The following is a 16,597-nucleotide window of genomic DNA, read 5'->3' as shown; positions in this document are numbered from 1 at the left end:
CGGATGCTCTCCCGACGTGACGCCGCCGTCCGGCTCGACATCCCCCTCGAGATGGCGACCCGACACGGGATCCCCGCACGCCTCAGCGAGGCCGAGCTCACCGCGATCGAGCAGGACCCGCCCGCCTGGCTCGTGCAGTCCCGGGCGAACCGCACCGGCACGAAGAAGGTCTGGACGCGGCTCGAGTGCGTCGTGTGCGGCTACTCCGAGGAGGCCCGTCCGAAGAAGTGGTGGCCCGACTGGGACCATCTGATGTGCGACTACCACGAGCCCTACCAGGCGCCGGACCCCGCCTCGGGCTTCACCCGGCACGAGGTCGAGGGCATCGGCAGCCGCTTCGTCGCGCTCGTCGACACCCGGCCGTAGCGCGGAGCACACCCGAACCCCGCACCGAGCTGCACCCGCGCCGCGCCCTGATCGTGCACCGTCCACGACGGAAGGCACGGTACCCACCGGCACCGCGCCTCCCGTCCTGCCCGCACACGGCGCCCACCGGCGCCGTCACGCGGCTGGGTCAGTCGACGGCGTCCCCGATGGCGGCACCGACCCCGGCCGCCGCCACGACGGCGCCGGCCCAGGCCACCGCTGCCGGGGTGGCCGCGACGGGACGGAGGCCACGGAACGTGGTCGCCTCGTCACTGTCGAACGGGACGGCGTCGAGCTGTCGTGTCTGCTGCATGCGCTGCTTCCTTCCTCGATGTCCTGGTGATCAGTTCCCGACGGCCTCTTCGACCGCGTACGCGGCGACCGCACCCGTGAAGACCGAGGTGGCGGCGAGCGCTGCGAGCGGGGTCGCGGCGAGGGGCTGCTCCGGTGCGAACCGCTGCCCGCGGTCGCTGTCGAACGCGATGTCGGCGATGGTGGTCATGCTGGATTCCTTCCGTTCTGCGATGGTGATGGTCGGGCGCTGGGCCCGGTTCCCGGCCCGGGGGGCCGAGGTCACTCTCGTCGTGCCGAGACGACGAAGACTGCGGCTGCGATGCCGAGCACGACCAGGACCGACAGCCACGCGAAGCCGGGCAGGTCGAACAGGAGTATCGCCACCGCGATGGCGATGAGCACGACGGGTGCTGCGAACCACAGCGCGGTCCGTGTGTTGGCGTTCATCTGGTCTCCTCCTTCGGTCGTGCGGACGCTGCGGAGGCGGCGTCCGGCTGCCGACGGGGGCCGTCCCCGTCGTGCATGGGTTCCCGTCGGGATGCGAAGAGCTCCTCGACGGGCACGGTGTCGTCGTGGCCGCCCGTGCGGACGATCGCGAACTGGACGGCATCGGCGCGGCCACCGGTCTGCGCGGCGACGACGCGGCGGACGAAGGCGAGCAGCGCGCGGTAGTCGGCGCCCGTCTCGTACCCGTCCGGCAGCTGTTCCGCTGCCACCAAGAACCGTCCGACCACGTCGAACAGGCCCTTGTCGACCCGCCGGTCCGGGAACCACAGCATGTGCCGGAGCCGGCGTGCTGCGACGTCCTTGGTCCGCGTCCACTCGCTGACCACGTCGTCCTGCCGGTACCGGTACAGCAGCTCGAAGTCCATCGAGGCGGGGATCGGTGCGAAGAAGCGCCAGTTCGGGATGAGCAGCGCGGCGGTGTCGACCTGCCGGACCCGGTCGAACCGACGGTTCGGGTGCTGGCCGATGACCGTCGCGATGATCCAGAGCGCGAGGCCGATCGCGAGGGGCAGTGCCGGACCGTCTCCACGGCGGCTCATCGGTCCACCCCGATCGCCTCGCGGACGAGTGCACCGACCCGTCGGACCGGTGCGGGGTGGACGAGCAGGCCGTCGTGGGTGGACCGCACGACCTCGCGGCGGCCGTCGTGCTCGTGCGCGACGCGTTCGTGCGCGGCGCTCACCGCCGGTTGGAGTTCGTCGCTCGTGCTCGCCGTGACGACGAGCACGTCGGCACCCTCGGGGATGCGGCGTCCGGGTCGGTCGGCGACGAGGTCCGGCTCCGCCGCCTGCCACTCCGCACGGCCGGTGCGCCAGAGCCGGGCGTTCCGGTACACGGGGCTCAGGTCGTCGGTCCGCCCCTGGCGTGCGGGGATCGCCCAGGTCGTGGCGTCGAGCAGCCATCCCCAGCCGGTCCGGAGGGACCACTCCATCAGCGGGAAGCCGTCCGTGAGCGACCGGACGGCGGTCAGGACGTCCTCGTCGGGTCGGTCCACGAAACCGGTGGTCGGGTCGAGGAGGACCACCCCGGCGACGTCGCGCCCGAGCTCGGCCGCGTGGCGTCGGAGCAGGTGCCCGCCGAACGAGTGCCCGACGAGCCAGAGTGGTCCGTCCCCGGCGTGGCGGCCGACGAGGAAGCGGAGGTCCTCCGCGTAGGTGGCGAGCGTCGCGCCTGGTGCCGTGCTCGCCCCGGTCCCGGGACGGTCGTACGTCAGCGTGGCGACGTCGCCGCCGAGCTCCGCGATGATCGGGTCCCAGTACTCCTGGACCGCGACGAGCGAGTTCTCGAACACCACCAGGGGTGCCCCCGGCCCCGAGGTTGCCGGCCGGTACCGCACGGCCAGGCGCGATCCGGCGGGCGTCTCGACCACGGTCTGCCCGGCGCGGGGACGTCGACTGCGCCGGGCGTCCACGACCTGCCGGACCACAGCCTGCGTCCCGACCGCGGCCCCGATCACGCCGAGGACCCACGGGAACCCGTCGTGACGACGCGGTACGACCGATCGGCGGTCTGCGGTGACGTAGAGCACCGCGGGCTGCAGTGCGAGGAACGCTGGGAGGAACCGACCGAGTCCCATGGTCGCGGCGATGGTGAGGTGCATCCCGGCGATCGCGCCGAGGTACGCCACGCGCATCCGCGGGCCGAGCACGAACACGATCGGGAACGCGCACTCGAGGACGAGTGTGGCGACCTCGCCCACCCGGGCCAGTGCCGGCCGGTCGCGCAGGACCCGCCACACCCGCTCCGAACCGTAGGTCCGCGTGCGCATCACCCCGAGCAGCGCCGAGCCGTTCCGCCAGGGCTCACCCATCAGCTTCACCCACCCCGAGACGAGGTACGACAGCGTCGCCTGGCTCGCGACCGCCCACAGCGCGGTGTCCACCGTCGCGGGTCGTCGGGAGGCCCGGGCAACACCCGACAGCGCCTGCGTGAAGAACGCCGCCTGGTCGCTGCCGTCGCCGCCGTTGTGGTGCAGTGGCCCGAGTGCGTAGCCGGTGAGCACCGTGACGGCGGACGCCGCGGCGCGGACGCGTCGGTCGCGGACCGGGGACAGGTGGACGAGGGCGGCGGCCACCCGGAGCCCGTGCATCGCGGTCACCACCCGGGGCCGGTAGACGCGGTCCAGCACGCGGCGCAGTCGCTCGTTGCGGACGAGCGCGGAGCCCCGCAGCAGGGTCCAGTCGTTCAGGCCGCCCGTCCGGCGGTTGTCCGCGTTCGCGAGGTGCTCGAGACTCCCCATCAGCACCACGAGCGCGGAGGCCCGCTCGGTCGCGGCGAGCACGTTCCCGCGGTCGGCCGACCGGTCGACGACACCGCGGACGACCCGGTCCACGAACCCGATCACGACGCCACCTCGAACTCCACCGTGTACGTGGGGGACTCCGGTGTCACCGGACCGCCGTCCCGGTCGCCCGTCACGGAGCGCACCGCGAGCCCGAGCTCCGTACCGAGGCCGGTCAGGACCTCGACCGGTGTGAGGAGGCTCACCTCGTTCCCGATGGTCGTCCGTCCGCCGTCGTGCCACAGGTGACTGACCTGCCAGAGTCCGGTCGGCTCGTCCAGGGTCGCGTAGGTCTGCAGACCACGGCCGACGCCAGGGTACGGGACGAACCAGGTCTCACGACGACGTCCGCCGTGCAGGCCGAGCACCGCGTCCGGGTTGTGCGTCTCGACGACCAAGCGGCCACCGTCGGCGAGGTGGTCCCGCGCGGTGGCGAGCGTCTCGCGCTGGTGCTCGCGGGTCAGCAGTATCGAGATGGACGCGCAGACGCAGAAGACCAGGTCGAACCGCTGTCCGAGGCGGAGGTCGGTCATCGAGCCCTGCACCAGGTCGAGGTCGACGCCGGCCTCGTCGGCGCCGTCGCGGCACCGGTCGAGCATCTCGGCGGACAGGTCGACGCCGGTGACGCTGATGCCCCGCTGCGCGAGCGGGATCGCCACGCGACCGGTCCCCACGCCGAGCTCGAGCGCCGTCGCCGGTGCGCTGGAAGCGAGCACCTCGACGAGGCCCGGGTCCGGCGGGAAGACGTCGTCGTAGATCTCCGCGAACTGCTGTCCGTACGTGTGCTGCACGACCCGACCCCCCTCGGCGTCGGGCTCCCTCGGCCCGACACCGAGGGACGCTAGGCCTGTACGTCCGCTCAGTCACGCGAGTCCCGACGATCGCTCAGGCTGCTCGGAGGCGTTCGCCAGGTCCGGTGGGCATCCCGCCTCGGCGCGTGCGCCGCGTCGAACCGCACCAGCTCGGGGAAGCAGGCGGGTGGGCACCGGATCGGGTTGGTCGGGCACGCGGCGGACCCGCGCGTACCCCGGCCCCGCGGTCAGTCGGCGGCTGTCGCCGCGAGGTCGCTGTAGGTGGCCGCGTACCAGCCGACGGTCGAGTCCCCGGACGTCGGACCGATGGTGACGTACTCGCTCCGGGTGCGCAGGTACAGGTCCTCGTCGTGTCCGCACCGGATCTCGCCCGAGGCGACCACAGGACGGACGGGAGGCGCGGTGCGGGCCCGATCCGCGCCTCCAGGCCCTCAGGCGGTCGCGGCGCGACCCGCGGCCACCCAGCCGAGCCGTCGCAACGTCTCGCGGTTCCGGATCCAGATCATCGGCTGCACCAGGACGTCCGGCGCCCAGGCACCCGGCCCCGCCACGGCGTCCTCGACGATGGTGACCTTGCAGCCCCGTCGGTGCTCCTCGACGACGAGCTCGACCCGGGCCTCGCCGAGGGGCCACCCCTTCGGCTGGATCACCATGCGGTGCGGAGCGTCCCACTCGAGGACCGTCGTCACGTCGTCGATCACGAGCGGCCAGATGCCGAACGAGTGGTGCAGGCGGGTGCCGACCGCGGGCCACCCCTCGTCCTGACCGCGCATGCGCGAGGCGCCGACGACCCAGGTGGTGAAGAGCCAACCGTCCGAGAACACGTCGAAGACGTCCTCCGGGCGGCAGTGCAGGATGCGGAGGTTCTTCGCCATGGTCAGTCCTCCGGTGTGAGATCGACGCGCTCGGTGAGCCCGAACGTGTGTCGCAGGGCGCTCCGTGCCGCGTGCCAGCCGGCCATGCCGTGCACGCCGGGGCCCGGGGCGGACGCCTCGGAGCAGAGGTACATGCCACCGCCCATCCGCCACGGGTCGGACGACAGCACCGGGCGCTTGACCAGCTGCCAGAAGCTCGCGGCGCCGGCGGCGATGTCGCCACCGACGTAGTTCGGGTTGTACGCGCCCATGTCGACCGCGGTGCGGCTGCTCGACTGCAGGACGGTGTCGCGGAACCCCGGTGCGAAGCGCTCGATCTGCCGCGTGATCGCCTCGGTCTGGTCGACGTCGGACCCTGCCGGCACGTGCGCGTAGGCCCAGAAGACGTGCTTGCCGGCCGGTGCGCGGCTCGGGTCGACCACGGTGGGCTCGGCACCGAGCACGTAGGGCCGCTCGGCGTGCGCACCACGCGCGACCGCGCCCTCGGCAGCGGCGATCTCGGCACGGGTCCCGCCGATGTGCACAGTGCCGGCCTCGCGGAGCGCCGCGTTCGTCCACGGCACCGGGTCGGAGAGCGCGAAGTCGACCTTCGCGGCGGCGTTGCCGAACCGGAACCGACGGAGGGCCCCGCGCCGCGGCGTCGGGATCTGCTTCCCCGCGATCCGCAGCATGCCGGGGACGCTCGTGTCGAACAGCACCGCCTTGGCCGGCGTGAGGTCGCCGAGCGAGCGGACCTCGCGGCCGGTCTCGATCCGGCCGCCGTGCGCGACGAGGTCCGCGGCGAGCGCGTCGACGATCGCCTGGCTGCCGCCGATCGGGACCGGCCAGCCCCGGGCGTGCGCGTAGGAGCCGAGCGACAGCGCCGCGGCGGCGGTGGAGAGGGACGGCATGTGCTGGATCGAGTGCGCCGCGACCCCGGAGACCATGGCGGGCGCGACCTCGTCGCGGAAGCGGAGGTTCCACGCGCTCGTTCCCTGCTCGAGGGCGCGGAGTCCGAACCGGAGGACCGTGAGGGGGTGCCGCGGGACGTGCAGCAGCGCGTCGGTGGCGAAGTCGGCGACCTGGTCGGCGTTGCCGGACAGGGGCGCCATGAGCTGCCGGAACGCGGGACCGTCGACGCCGAGCGACTCCGCGGTGCGAGCGAGGTCCCGGTACGCGATGCCGGCGCGCCCACCGTCGAGCGGGTGCCCGTACTGGACCTCCGGCAGGCGGAGTTCGATGCGGTCCTCGAGCCGGAAGCGCCGGAAGAACTCGGACTGCAGCGCCATCGGGTGCACGGCGGAGCACACGTCGTGCCGGAACCCGGGCAGCGTGAGTTCGGCGGTCCGTGCGCCACCGCCGATCGTGTCGCCGCGTTCGACGACCTCGACCGACAACCCCGCACGTGCGAGCGTCACCGCCGCCGCGAGTCCGTTCGGCCCCGCTCCGACGACCACCGCATCCACCATGCACCCGAGCCTAGGGACCGCTGCTGCGCGCCGTCTCGGTCGGGACGGTCCGCTGCGGACCGGAGGCGCGGTTCGGTGCCGCCCCACGCCTTAGGTCCGTCGTCGGGCGCGGTCCAGGGCCGTTCCCGGTTCCGCCGCTGACCGTTCCGGTTCACGAACCCCGGGAATCGCGAACCGGAACGGTCAACGCGCCGACGGATTCAACGCATCCTGCCGCGCGCGCCGAGGACGATGGACCCGCTTCGGCGACAGGACCCGGGAACGTGTCGGAGGCTCTGCCGTCCTGGCAGCCTGACAGGTCAGACGCGCGCCGCGTCCGGGTCGGCGGGGTCCGATCCGTCGTCGCCCGCGTCCGCAGCGTCGGGCTCGTCGGCGTCCAGCGCGGTGGACCCCACCGGGTGCTCGGCCAGGAGCGCCGCGAAGTCCTCGTCGAGCATCTGCTGCAGCCGGTCGTCCCGTCCGACCTCGTAGTCGTCCGCCGGACGCTGCGCCCACCCGAGCCGCCCGACGACGGTCGTGCCGATGTCGTCCCACGCCCGGGCCCGGGCCGCGAGGACGATGCCGTCGACGAACCCCTTGTCGTCCCGGCGCTTGTCGAGCATCGTCGCGAGCTGCTCGTACGTCGCCTCACGCGTGCGGAGCTTCAGGTCGTCGCCGCGGCGGTAGTCGTGCTGGTGCCGCGAGCGCCCCTTCTGCTTGCTCGACCGCGACCGGATGTCGCGCATCCGGGCGGCGTCGCCGCGCTGTTCGTCGGCCATGCGGTGGAGCTCCTCGCGCGCGGCCTCGGCGATCACGGCGTGGTCGAAGTACCCCTCGTCGCGCAGCGCGTTCGTGATGATCCGGTTGCCGACGGCGATGGTGACGGCGGCCTTGGCGATGAGGAAACCCTCGTCGACCGCTCGCTTCAGCTCGACCTGGCTGACGGGCCGGTCGCGCACGTCGTGCTTGCTGCGTCGTCCGAACAAGGCCATGCAGTCGACGATACCGGCGTCGGGTGACCATCCGTCCGCAGGTGGACCCGGATCACGCTCGGGAGGGACGACCCGCCTCCCACGGACCCGTAGCGTCGGGTGCATGGCCACGATCTCGGAATCCCCCCGCACCGGTCTCGGCACGGCGAGTCTCGTGCTCGGCATCTGCTCGTTGCTCGCCGGGTGGACGTTCGTCGCGCCGATCGTGGGGCTGTGCCTCGGCGTCGCCTCGCGGAGCCGCGAGCCGTTCGCCCGTGGTCGTGCCGGCTGGGGGATCCTGCTCAACCTCGTCGCGCTGGCGGTCTGGATCCTGCTGCTCGCGCTGTTCGTCGTCGGCGGGGCGCTCGCAGTCTGGACCGGGGTCACCCAGGGCCGCTGAACCGGAGCGCCCGACTCAGAACACGAGGCCGTACACGGCGACGTCGACCCGCACCGGCCCGAGCGGCAGCGCGCTCCGCAGGGTGCCCTCGTACGCGAAGCCGAGCCGCTCGGCGAGGGCACGGCTCCGGCGGTTGTCCACGGCGGTCCGGATCTCCACCCGGGCCGAGCCGCGGGTCCGGGCGACCCCGACGAGGACGGTGGCCGCCCGCCGGGCGACACCCCGTCCCTCCTGGCCCGCATCGACCCAGTAGCCGAGGGATGCCTGCCCGAGGTAGGGGTCGAAGGCGAGCGAGGCGGCACCGACGACCCGGTCGTCCAGCCGGATGACGCACGGGAGCGCCCGGTCCATCGCGTACTGCGCGAGCAGGCGCTCGGTGTGCAGGCCGATCGTCTCGACGGTCTGCTCCTGCCACGCCCACGGTTCCGCCGCGCGCAGCCGGTCGGCGTTGGCGACGACGAGCTCGTGCAGCGGCCGGACGGTCGTGAGGTCGCGCAGCGTCAGCGTGTACCCGTCCCCGAGGTCCCGTCCGAACGCCGCCACCCCTCAGAGACTAGGCACGCGCGCGCCTACTCGTACCGGAGCGCCTCGATCGGGTTCTGCCGAGCGGCCCGACGCGCGGGCAGGGTGCCCGCGAGGAAGGCGATGAACATCACGACGAGGATGATCGTGATCACCGAGGACGGCGCGAACTGCATGATCTGCAGGCCCGGCAGGTCCTTGAGGACGGTGCCGGCGAGCACGTTCGAGATCCCGGTGCCGAGCAGGATCGCCACGCCCGCGCCGATCGCGCTGCCGAGGAACCCGATGAACACGGCCTCGAGCGAGAACAGCGTGTAGACCTTCCCGCCGCCCATCCCCATCGCCTTCATCAGTCCGATCTCACGGGTGCGCTCCTGCACGCTCATGAGCAGCGTGTTGATGATGCCGAACCCGGCCGCGACGAGTGCGATGACGGCGAAGGCGTTCAGCACGCCGACGATGCCGTTGATGACCGTCTGGAACTGGCCGAGCTGGTCCTGGATGGTCTGGCCCGTGTAGCCGTCCTTCGACAGGGCGCTCTTCACGGTGGTCGCCGACGCGCCGCTGTCGAGGGTGGCGGTGGCGCTGGCGTACGAGGTGGCGATCGACGAGGGCTTGCCGGTCTCCTGCGCCGCCTGCATCGCGTCGGTGAGCGCTGCGTTCGCACCGGCCCCGCCGCCGAACAGCGACTCGTTCTGCACGCCCGCGACCGTGGCGGTCAGGGTGTGTTCCTTGCCCTGGTAGTCGTCGACCGCGATGGTGAGGTCCTTGCCGACCGCGGCCTTCGCGCTGCCGAGCCCGAGGTTCTTCAGGTAGTTCGTCGGCAGCAGCACCTGGTTGCCGGCGGAGGACGAGTCGTCGAGCTGCTTCCCCGCGGCGAGGTCGGCGTCGAGCTCCCCCGCGTTCGCCGCGATGTCGACGACGTACTTGCCCGCACTGCCGTACTCGACCCACTTCGTGCTGAGGGCGACGGCCGGACGGACGCTCTCGATGCCGGCGACGTCCTCGATCTTCGTGACGTCGGACTGCGACAGGTACGCGAACGACGCCGGCCCGCGGTCGACGCTCTGGCTCGACTCGTCGGGGTCGTACTTCGCCGGCCCCGAGTCGGTCGAGGACTCGACGGCCTTGGTGATCGTCAGCGACCCGGTGTCGCCGATGGAGGCCACCTGGGTGTCGATGTAGTTGCTGACGCCCGTGCCGATGGCCGAGGTCAGGGTGATGGTGAACGCGCCGATGAAGATCGCGATGACGGTGAGCGTCGTGCGGAGCTTCGACCGGAAGGTGTTCGCGACCGCGGTGCGGAAGAGGTCGAGGACGTTCATGCGGAGTGCCTCCCGTGCCCGGTGGCGACGGCGTCGACGGCATCGTCCCCGCCCACGATGAGTCCGTCGCGGACGTTGACGCGGCGGTCGCAGCGTTCGGCGAGCTCCTCGTCGTGGGTGACGACCACGAGGGTGATCCCCCGGTCGCGCTGCAGGCCGAAGAGCATGTCCTCGACGACCTGACCGGTGTTCGTGTCGAGGTTGCCGGTCGGTTCGTCGGCGAAGATGACGCTCGGCTCCCCCACCAGGGCTCGTGCGATGACCACGCGCTGCTTCTGCCCGCCGGACAGGTCGTTCGCGTCGTTCTTCGCCTTGTCGGCGAGCCCGAGGGCGTCCAGCGCGGCCATGCCCCGGCGCTTCCGCTCGGCGCCGGTGACGCCCGCGATCTTCAGCGGGAGCACGACGTTCTCGAGCACCGAGGTCTTCGGCGTCAGGAAGAACTGCTGGAAGACGAACCCGAACGTGCTGTTCCGCGTGCGGTTGACCTGCCGTGCGCTGAGCGTCGCCGCGTCGGTGCCGTCGAGCAGCACCTGGCCGGCCGAGGGCTTGTCGAGCAGCGCGAGCAGGTGCATGAGCGTCGACTTGCCGGAACCCGACTTGCCGACGATGGCGAGGCTCTCGCCCTGGTCCACCTGCAGCGACACCCCCTTGAGCGCGTCGAACCGCGTCGCGCCGCGGCCGTAGGTCCTGGCGAGGCCACGGGCCTCGAGCACGGGAGTGGTCATGCGCCAACCGTACTGTCCACTGCACGACTGCAAGTTTGCGTTTGCTGTAAACCATGTGACGTTCCGGTTACAGTCGGGCCATGCCCGACACCGCGCCCGCCTCCGAGATGGGCCTCCGCGACCGCAAACGCCTCGAGACCCGGCACCGCATCGCCGAGGCCGCACGCACGCTCGCCCTCGAACAGGACATCGACCGCACCACGATCGAGCAGATCGCCGCGCGCGCCGAGGTGTCGCCCCGGACGTTCTTCAACTACTTCGAGAGCAAGGAGGACGCGGTCCTCGGGCACACCGAGCTCGACCTCGCCCCTGAGACGCTCGCCGCACACCTGGCCGCGGTCGAGGGCGAACCGGCGGCGCAGGCCGTGGTCGACCTGGCGTTCCTGGTGTTCGGGGAGTCCTTCGGCGACGAGCGCGAACGGCTCGCCCGCAAGGAGGTCATCGTGCGGTTCCCGCAGCTCATGCGCCGGCAGGTCTCGCGGATGACCACGGTGGCCGAGGCGATGACGGGTGCCGTCCGCACGATCCTCGAGCGGGACCCGGCGTGGGGTCCGGACGCGGCCACCCCCCAGGCGGCCGAGATGCTGCTCGGCATGTGCATGACCGGGCTGCGCAGCTCGGCACGCCACGAGGGGTCGGACCCCGACGCGGTCCGCGCCGCGGTCGTCGCGTCGATCCGCGACACCGCTGCGCGCATCACCACCCGGTAGCGGACGGGAGGCGCGTGACGGGCCCGCCCCGCGCCTCCAGTCCGTACATGGTGAGCAGAAATGGTCGGGTGCCGCGCGCGGACCCGACCATTTGTGCTCACGATGCGAGCGCGCCGCACGCGCCGCACGCATCACGGCTTCGTGATGAAGCCCTCCTTGACCATCCAGTCGAAGGCGACGTCCGCCGGCTCCCGGCCCTCGACGTCGACCTGCCGGTTCAGCTCCTGCAGCACGGCGTCGGTGAGCTTCGGCGAGATCTGATCGTAGACGTCCGCGAGCTGCGGGTACTCCTCGAGCGTCTCCGAGTCGAGCACCGGAGCGACGTTGTAGGCCGGGAAGAACCCCTTGTCGTCCTCGAGCACCGTCAGGCCGAGCGACTTGATGCGGCCGTCGGTGGTGAACACCTCGCCGAAGTTGCACTTGCCACGGTCGGTCGCCGCGTAGACCGTGCCCGTGTCGAGGATGCTGACGTTGCCGCGCGGGATGCCGTTCTCGCCCGAGCCGCCGAGCTCGAGCCCGTACTTCTCGAGCATCGGCTTGAAGCCGTCCGCGCGTGAGTTGAACTCGGACTCGACGCAGAAGGTGCGCTCGCTGACGGGCAGCTTGGTGATGTCGGAGAGTGTCTTGACGTCGCCGAGCTCCGACACGGCCTCGTCGCGGACGGCGAAGGCGTAGGTGTTGTTCATCGGAGCGGGTTCGAGCCAGGTGAGGCCGTTGCCCGCGTCCTCCTGCTTGACCGCCTCCCACTGCTCGGTCTTGTCCGGGATGCCCTCACTGTGCCCCATGAAGGTCAGCCAGGCCGTGCCGGTGTACTCGTACGTGAAGTCCGCCGCGTGCGAGGTCATCAGCTCGCGGACCGCGACGCTGCCGGGGACGTTCGTCTCGTCGGTCACGTCGAAGCCGGCGGCCTTGGCGGCGAGCACGGCGATCTTGCCGAGCACGAGCTGCTCGGTGAAGTTCTTCGAGGTCACCGTGAGGTGCGCCCCGGCGGGCAGGTCGTCGATCCGCTGGATCGATCCCGGGTCCGCGGCGGGCACGAAGGACGTCGCCGGCTGGAGTCCGCAGCCCGTCAGTGCGAGCGCGGCGGCGCCCGCCACGGCGGTGGCGGTCACGATGCGGCGGCGGAACGTCGGACGGGAGGCGCGGCGTGCGTCGCGCGCGTCGGCGTGCGTCATCGGAGTCCCTTCGGTCGTGCGACCGTCTCGACCACGCGGCCGAGCCAGTCGATGGACAGGGCGAGGAGCGCCACGAGGAGCGCCCCGGAGACGAGCACCTTCGGCAGGAACAGCGTCACCCCCGTGGTGATGAGGAGGCCCAGGCCGCCGGCGCCGACGAAGGTCGCCAGGCTCGCGGTGCCGACGAGCAGGACGAGGGCGGTGCGGATGCCGGAGAGCATGACCGGGACGGCCAGCGGCAGCTCGACCTTCATGAGCACACTGAAGGCACTCATCCCCATGCCCCGTCCGGCCTCGACGAGCCGAGCGTCGACGCTCTGCACGCCGATCATCGTGTTCCGGAGCACCGGCAGGATGGCGTAGAGCACGAGGGCGACGACGGCCGACCAGGAGTTCAGCCCGAGCCAGGCCGCGAGCAGGACGATCAGACCGACGGCGGGCGCCGCCTGGCCGAAGTTCGCGACGGCGATCACCCCGGGGCTGATCCGACGCAGCGGCCCGCGGGTGAGGACGACCCCGAGCGGGATCCCGATCACGAGCACGAGCACGGTGGCCTCGAGGGTCAGCACGAGGTGCTGCCCGGTCAGGTCGAGGATGGTCGACGGGTTCAGGGTCCCCCGCTCGGTGGCGGTGAGGTCCGCGGTCGCGAGCCACACGGCGAACGCCGCGAGGACCACGAGGATCGCGATCGGCTGGAACAGCAGGCCCTTCCAGGACGTGCTGGCGCCCGTGGCCGGTCCGGCGGCGACCGCGCTCACAGGTCCTCCCCGGACGGCGCGGTCGTCGGGGCGGCGGGCGACGAGGGCATGGTCTCGATCGGGTTGGTGTTCGTGCCGACCGGGGCGTATTGCTGCTCCTCGGCGGCGGCGGCGCGCGAACGGGTGATGGCGTCCATGACGACCTCGACCGTGATGACGCCGCGGAACGCCTCGCCGCGGCCGGTGACGAGCGCGGCACCGGCGCTCGAGACGAGCATGGTGTCGAGCGCGTCGTTCAGGGTCGCCGCCTCGCCCACGACGGGCAGGTCGGGCTCGATGCCCTCCGGGATCCGGTCCAGCCGCTCGAGCTGACGGCGGGTCGGCCACCCGATCGGACGCTGACGACGGTCGACGACGACGGCGTGCCCGTGACCGCCGGCCTCCTGCATGCGCTGCAGGACGGCCTTCGTCTCCTCGCCGGGCGAGCAGGTGACCGCCGGTGCGAGCTCGACGTCGCGGACCCGGTTCAGCGTGAGCTGCTTGAGCCCGGCGCCGGACCCGATGAAGTTCTCGACGAACTCGTTCGCCGGCTCGGCGAGGATCCGCTCCGGGGTGTCGTACTGCACGATGTGCGCACCCTCGGTGAAGATCACGATCCAGTCGCCGAGCTTCACGGCCTCGTCGAAGTCGTGGCTGACGATCACGATCGTCTTGTGCAGCTCCTCCTGGATGCGGAGGAGCTCGTCCTGCAGGCGCTGCCGGGTGATCGGGTCGACCGCACCGAACGGCTCGTCCATGAGCAGGACGGGCGGGTCCGCGGCGAGCGCCCGGGCGACGCCGACGCGCTGCTGCTGCCCGCCGGAGAGCTCCCGCGGGTAGCGGTCGCGGTACGTGTCGGGGTCGAGCGAGACCAGGTCGAGCAGTTCGTCGACGCGGGCCGCGATCTGCTCCTTGGACCAGCCGAGCATCTTCGGCACGATCGCGATGTTCGCCGCGACCGTCATGTGCGGGAAGAGTCCGCCGGCCTGGATGACGTAGCCCATCCGGCGACGGAGCTCGTCGGCGTCGATCCCGGTGACGTCGTCGTCGCCCACGACGATGCGTCCCTCGGTCGGTTCGATGAGTCGGTTGATCATCTTGAGCGTCGTCGTCTTGCCGCAGCCGGAGGGACCGACGAGCATGACGATCTTGCCCGCGGGGATCTCGAGCGTGATGCCGTCGACGGCGGGCTTCTGCTGGCCGGGGTACCGCTTGGTGACCTCGTCGAGCAGGATGCTCCGGCCGGTGACGTCGCCGTCGGGAGCGGTGGTGGTGGCGGGGTCAGTGCTGGACACGGATACCTCTCGAGATGGTCAGGCGGCCGAGGCCGATGAGGAGCAGGTCGAGGACGAAGGCGATGATCACGACACCGACCACGCCGACGACGACGGAGGACAGGGCGTTCGCACCACCGAGGCGCGAGAGGCCCGAGAAGATGAAGCCGCCGAGCCCGGGACCGAGTGCGTACGCGGCGATCGCGGCGATGCCCATCACCATCTGCGCCGACACCCGGACGCCGCTGAGGATGATCGGCCACGCCATCGGCAGCTCCACCTGCACGAGCGTGCGGAAGCGGCTCATGCCGATGCCGCGCGCGGACTCGACGACGGTGGGCGGGATCTCGGCGAGTCCGACGACGGCGTTGCGCAGGATCGGGAGCGCGGCGAAGAACACCACGGTGGTCACGGACGGTACGACGCCGAACCCGAGGGGCACGATGAGCAGACCGATGACGGCGAACGACGGGAGCGTCAGGCCGATCGCGGACACCCCGTTCGCGACGGAGGTCAGCCGGGGGCTGCGGTAGACGAGGGTGGCGAGCACCACGGCGATGACGGTCGCGAGCACGGTGCACTGGACCACCAGCGAGAAGTGCTGCCACGACGCGAACCAGATCTGGTCCCATCGCTCCACGATGAACTGGAACACGCGGAAGCGCTCCTCCCGGTCGGCCGAAGTACCCACGGGTCGGGGCACAGGTGCCTTCGAACCTAGGCAGCGCGACGAGTGTTGTACACCTGCAAACGTCCGAACCGGGGTGATCCTGCGGATCCGTCAAGGAATAAACCCCAGGTCAGCAAGGCTTCAGGCGCGTGTAGCTGGGAGAACGGTAACGATCCCGAGCCGTCGTCGGCTATGCGTCGAGGTCGCGGAGCCCGGATCGCTCGGCGAGGTCGACGAGGTGCTCGCGCCAGGCGACCCACTCGGCGGGGCTCTTCTCGGCGAGGTTGCCGTCCCCGTCGCCGGCGAGTCCGTCGAGCATCTCGCGCACGATGTCGGCGTGGCCCGCGTGCCGGGCGGTCTCGGCGCCCATGTGCACGAGGATCCGGTGCAGGGTCACCTGGCGGCGGTCCTCCGGCCACCAGGACACGACCCCGCGGCTGTCGAGGTCGAGCGCCTCGATCGTGGCGTCCGTGTGCGCGGCGCTGCGGTGGTGGAACGCGACGATCTCGTCCAGGGTCTCGTCGAGCGACGCGTACATGTCGTCGCCGTCCTCGGACTCGAGCCAGGCGGGCGGATCCGGCAGCGGACGCCCGAAGACCTCGCCGAAGTACCGGGCCTGCACGCCCGCGACGTGCTTCACGAGCCCGAGCACGTTCGTGCCGGTCGGCGTGACGGGCCACCGTGCCTGCCGCTCGGCGAGTCCGTCGAGCTTGGCGATCAGCGCGGCGCGCTGCTTCTGCAGGGAACGGTGCAGCGTCCGCTTGCGCGCGGCGGCGTCGACACCGGTCGCGACGCCCTCGTCCGACAGCATCGACCCACCGCTCGAGGCGATGGTCGGTGCTGCCGGTGCGGGGTGGACCTCGGGGACCGGGTCGGTGCGCGTCATGCCCTCGATCGTGCCACCGCGCGGTCACGCACGCGCTGCGACTCGGTCACGGCGACGCGTTCGGCGGTGAGCAGGAGACCGGCCACCTCGCCGGAACTGCGCGTCGGTGCGTCGTTCCAGCTCGTGAGGTCGCGGACGCGTCCCATCCGGACGTCCGGTGCCGGGCACCACAGCACCGGCGCTCCCTCGTCGGAGGCGAGCGCGTGCCACACCAGGTCGAGGGCGCGCTGGACCTGCTGCGAGTGCACGGCGTGCGGGCCGCCCGCCGCGGAGACGACCGAGCCGACCAGGCACGCGGCGACGAGTGGCCGACCCTGCACGTCCATGGCGGCGGCGCTCGAGGCCTTCCGCATCCGTCCGTGCTCGTCGACGTAGGCGAACCACGCGTGCTGGATCCACCCCCGTTCGATGACGCCGCGGGCACCGGAGAGCAGCCTGGCGAGGTCGTCGAGCTCCTGCAGACGGGCTTCGAGACGACGCTCGCGTGCCGCGGTGCGGCGCGCTGCGAGGCGGTCGAGGAGCCCGCGGATGCCGGTGCGGGTCGGGGCGGACGGGACGGGAGAGGCGTCGGTGGCGACGTCGTGCTGGACGCGGAACTCGAGGGTCATGACGGCCCCTCCGATCTTCACGTGCACGGATT

Annotated in this window: 22 protein-coding genes; 3 read left to right on the top strand and 19 right to left on the bottom strand. The window is 71.8% G+C overall.

From position 1 onward, the window contains the following. Nucleotides 1–3: 3 nt before the first annotated feature. Complete coding sequence (locus tag ACIQUC_RS10515) at nucleotides 4–366, top strand: hypothetical protein (protein ID WP_402266480.1); 363 nt, start codon at nucleotides 4–6, stop codon at nucleotides 364–366. Between the two features lie 148 nt (nucleotides 367–514). On the opposite strand, the gene ACIQUC_RS10510 is transcribed toward ACIQUC_RS10515, so the two are convergent. The 10 genes from ACIQUC_RS10510 to ACIQUC_RS10465 form a co-directional block, all read right to left on the bottom strand. Next, nucleotides 515–679, bottom strand: coding sequence for a hypothetical protein (locus ACIQUC_RS10510; RefSeq protein ID WP_156794816.1), 165 nt, complete (start codon nucleotides 677–679; stop codon nucleotides 515–517). A gap of 30 nt (nucleotides 680–709) precedes the next feature. Further along, entirely contained in the window at nucleotides 710–868 is a 159-nt protein-coding gene (locus ACIQUC_RS10505; protein ID WP_156794815.1) for a hypothetical protein, read from the bottom strand. Between the two features lie 71 nt (nucleotides 869–939). Further along, the gene (locus ACIQUC_RS10500; RefSeq protein ID WP_022905510.1) at nucleotides 940–1,107 is read right to left on the bottom strand and encodes a hypothetical protein; all 168 of its coding nucleotides are present in this window, start codon (nucleotides 1,105–1,107) and stop codon (nucleotides 940–942) included. Then, entirely contained in the window at nucleotides 1,104–1,706 is a 603-nt protein-coding gene (locus ACIQUC_RS10495; protein ID WP_022905512.1) for a hypothetical protein, read from the bottom strand. The genes ACIQUC_RS10500 and ACIQUC_RS10495 overlap by 4 nt, the downstream gene beginning before the upstream one ends. Then, nucleotides 1,703–3,511 (bottom strand): alpha/beta fold hydrolase, encoded by a 1,809-nt coding sequence (locus ACIQUC_RS10490; protein ID WP_402266475.1) that lies wholly within the window; start codon nucleotides 3,509–3,511, stop codon nucleotides 1,703–1,705. The genes ACIQUC_RS10495 and ACIQUC_RS10490 overlap by 4 nt, the downstream gene beginning before the upstream one ends. Next, the gene (locus tag ACIQUC_RS10485; protein WP_402266472.1) at nucleotides 3,508–4,239 is read right to left on the bottom strand and encodes a class I SAM-dependent methyltransferase; all 732 of its coding nucleotides are present in this window, start codon (nucleotides 4,237–4,239) and stop codon (nucleotides 3,508–3,510) included. Before ACIQUC_RS10485 ends, ACIQUC_RS10490 begins: the two co-directional genes overlap by 4 nt. Nucleotides 4,240–4,487: 248 nt before the next feature. Beyond that, nucleotides 4,488–4,643 carry a hypothetical protein gene (locus ACIQUC_RS10480; RefSeq protein WP_022905515.1) on the bottom strand — a complete coding sequence of 52 codons (156 nt, stop codon included), beginning with the start codon at nucleotides 4,641–4,643 and terminating at the stop codon, nucleotides 4,488–4,490. Nucleotides 4,644–4,691: 48 nt separating this feature from the next. Beyond that, nucleotides 4,692–5,135, bottom strand: a complete 444-nt coding sequence (locus tag ACIQUC_RS10475; protein ID WP_402266469.1) for an SRPBCC family protein — start codon at nucleotides 5,133–5,135, stop codon at nucleotides 4,692–4,694. A gap of 2 nt (nucleotides 5,136–5,137) precedes the next feature. Next, nucleotides 5,138–6,583, bottom strand: a complete 1,446-nt coding sequence (locus tag ACIQUC_RS10470; protein WP_402266466.1) for a phytoene desaturase family protein — start codon at nucleotides 6,581–6,583, stop codon at nucleotides 5,138–5,140. Nucleotides 6,584–6,882: 299 nt separating this feature from the next. Then, nucleotides 6,883–7,554: a hypothetical protein gene (locus ACIQUC_RS10465; protein ID WP_402266464.1), complete on the bottom strand. Its 672-nt coding sequence runs from the start codon at nucleotides 7,552–7,554 to the stop codon at nucleotides 6,883–6,885. Between the two features lie 103 nt (nucleotides 7,555–7,657). Between ACIQUC_RS10465 and ACIQUC_RS10460 the strand changes: the two genes are divergently transcribed. Continuing rightward, nucleotides 7,658–7,933: a hypothetical protein gene (locus ACIQUC_RS10460; RefSeq protein ID WP_402266461.1), complete on the top strand. Its 276-nt coding sequence runs from the start codon at nucleotides 7,658–7,660 to the stop codon at nucleotides 7,931–7,933. Nucleotides 7,934–7,948: 15 nt separating this feature from the next. On the opposite strand, the gene ACIQUC_RS10455 is transcribed toward ACIQUC_RS10460, so the two are convergent. The 3 genes from ACIQUC_RS10455 to ACIQUC_RS10445 are packed head-to-tail and all read right to left on the bottom strand — an operon-like array spanning nucleotide 7,949 to nucleotide 10,505. Further along, a complete protein-coding gene (locus tag ACIQUC_RS10455) occupies nucleotides 7,949–8,476 on the bottom strand; it encodes a GNAT family N-acetyltransferase (protein ID WP_402266458.1) in 528 nt (175 codons plus the stop codon). A gap of 26 nt (nucleotides 8,477–8,502) precedes the next feature. Further along, entirely contained in the window at nucleotides 8,503–9,780 is a 1,278-nt protein-coding gene (locus ACIQUC_RS10450) for an ABC transporter permease (RefSeq protein ID WP_402266455.1), read from the bottom strand. Further along, complete coding sequence (locus ACIQUC_RS10445) at nucleotides 9,777–10,505, bottom strand: ABC transporter ATP-binding protein (protein ID WP_022905971.1); 729 nt, start codon at nucleotides 10,503–10,505, stop codon at nucleotides 9,777–9,779. The genes ACIQUC_RS10450 and ACIQUC_RS10445 overlap by 4 nt, the downstream gene beginning before the upstream one ends. Before the next feature lie 80 nt (nucleotides 10,506–10,585). Between ACIQUC_RS10445 and ACIQUC_RS10440 the strand changes: the two genes are divergently transcribed. Then, nucleotides 10,586–11,215 carry a TetR/AcrR family transcriptional regulator gene (locus ACIQUC_RS10440; protein ID WP_022905972.1) on the top strand — a complete coding sequence of 210 codons (630 nt, stop codon included), beginning with the start codon at nucleotides 10,586–10,588 and terminating at the stop codon, nucleotides 11,213–11,215. Nucleotides 11,216–11,346: 131 nt separating this feature from the next. On the opposite strand, the gene ACIQUC_RS10435 is transcribed toward ACIQUC_RS10440, so the two are convergent. The 6 genes from ACIQUC_RS10435 to ACIQUC_RS10410 form a co-directional block, all read right to left on the bottom strand. Then, complete coding sequence (locus ACIQUC_RS10435) at nucleotides 11,347–12,390, bottom strand: glycine betaine ABC transporter substrate-binding protein (RefSeq protein ID WP_402266451.1); 1,044 nt, start codon at nucleotides 12,388–12,390, stop codon at nucleotides 11,347–11,349. Then, nucleotides 12,387–13,148, bottom strand: a complete 762-nt coding sequence (locus ACIQUC_RS10430; RefSeq protein WP_022905974.1) for an ABC transporter permease — start codon at nucleotides 13,146–13,148, stop codon at nucleotides 12,387–12,389. Before ACIQUC_RS10430 ends, ACIQUC_RS10435 begins: the two co-directional genes overlap by 4 nt. Continuing rightward, nucleotides 13,145–14,422, bottom strand: a complete 1,278-nt coding sequence (locus ACIQUC_RS10425) for an ABC transporter ATP-binding protein (RefSeq protein WP_402266448.1) — start codon at nucleotides 14,420–14,422, stop codon at nucleotides 13,145–13,147. The genes ACIQUC_RS10430 and ACIQUC_RS10425 overlap by 4 nt, the downstream gene beginning before the upstream one ends. Then, the gene (locus tag ACIQUC_RS10420; RefSeq protein ID WP_022905976.1) at nucleotides 14,409–15,056 is read right to left on the bottom strand and encodes an ABC transporter permease; all 648 of its coding nucleotides are present in this window, start codon (nucleotides 15,054–15,056) and stop codon (nucleotides 14,409–14,411) included. The genes ACIQUC_RS10425 and ACIQUC_RS10420 overlap by 14 nt, the downstream gene beginning before the upstream one ends. A gap of 205 nt (nucleotides 15,057–15,261) precedes the next feature. After that, nucleotides 15,262–15,957: a DinB family protein gene (locus ACIQUC_RS10415; protein ID WP_402266445.1), complete on the bottom strand. Its 696-nt coding sequence runs from the start codon at nucleotides 15,955–15,957 to the stop codon at nucleotides 15,262–15,264. After that, a complete protein-coding gene (locus ACIQUC_RS10410) occupies nucleotides 15,954–16,565 on the bottom strand; it encodes a hypothetical protein (protein ID WP_402266442.1) in 612 nt (203 codons plus the stop codon). The genes ACIQUC_RS10415 and ACIQUC_RS10410 overlap by 4 nt, the downstream gene beginning before the upstream one ends. Between the last annotated feature and the right edge of the window lie 32 nt (nucleotides 16,566–16,597).

The organism is Curtobacterium sp. NPDC098951, assembly GCF_044759965.1.
Classification (GTDB): domain Bacteria; phylum Actinomycetota; class Actinomycetes; order Actinomycetales; family Microbacteriaceae; genus Curtobacterium.
The sequence above is the reverse complement of the archived record's forward strand: the minus strand, read 5'-3'. Positions and strand labels throughout refer to the sequence as shown.

Coding starts and splice junctions, on each gene's coding strand:
- ACIQUC_RS10495 (WP_022905512.1), bottom strand. CDS start 1,706: ATGAGCCGCCGTGGAGACGGTCCGGCACTGCCCCTCGCGATCGGCCTC.
- ACIQUC_RS10445 (WP_022905971.1), bottom strand. CDS start 10,505: ATGACCACTCCCGTGCTCGAGGCCCGTGGCCTCGCCAGGACCTACGGC.
- ACIQUC_RS10460 (WP_402266461.1), top strand. CDS start 7,658: ATGGCCACGATCTCGGAATCCCCCCGCACCGGTCTCGGCACGGCGAGT.
- ACIQUC_RS10515 (WP_402266480.1), top strand. CDS start 4: ATGCTCTCCCGACGTGACGCCGCCGTCCGGCTCGACATCCCCCTCGAG.
- ACIQUC_RS10410 (WP_402266442.1), bottom strand. CDS start 16,565: ATGACCCTCGAGTTCCGCGTCCAGCACGACGTCGCCACCGACGCCTCT.
- ACIQUC_RS10510 (WP_156794816.1), bottom strand. CDS start 679: ATGCAGCAGACACGACAGCTCGACGCCGTCCCGTTCGACAGTGACGAG.
- ACIQUC_RS10500 (WP_022905510.1), bottom strand. CDS start 1,107: ATGAACGCCAACACACGGACCGCGCTGTGGTTCGCAGCACCCGTCGTG.
- ACIQUC_RS10440 (WP_022905972.1), top strand. CDS start 10,586: ATGCCCGACACCGCGCCCGCCTCCGAGATGGGCCTCCGCGACCGCAAA.
- ACIQUC_RS10470 (WP_402266466.1), bottom strand. CDS start 6,583: ATGGTGGATGCGGTGGTCGTCGGAGCGGGGCCGAACGGACTCGCGGCG.
- ACIQUC_RS10465 (WP_402266464.1), bottom strand. CDS start 7,554: ATGGCCTTGTTCGGACGACGCAGCAAGCACGACGTGCGCGACCGGCCC.
- ACIQUC_RS10505 (WP_156794815.1), bottom strand. CDS start 868: ATGACCACCATCGCCGACATCGCGTTCGACAGCGACCGCGGGCAGCGG.
- ACIQUC_RS10415 (WP_402266445.1), bottom strand. CDS start 15,957: ATGACGCGCACCGACCCGGTCCCCGAGGTCCACCCCGCACCGGCAGCA.
- ACIQUC_RS10435 (WP_402266451.1), bottom strand. CDS start 12,390: ATGACGCACGCCGACGCGCGCGACGCACGCCGCGCCTCCCGTCCGACG.
- ACIQUC_RS10450 (WP_402266455.1), bottom strand. CDS start 9,780: ATGAACGTCCTCGACCTCTTCCGCACCGCGGTCGCGAACACCTTCCGG.
- ACIQUC_RS10475 (WP_402266469.1), bottom strand. CDS start 5,135: ATGGCGAAGAACCTCCGCATCCTGCACTGCCGCCCGGAGGACGTCTTC.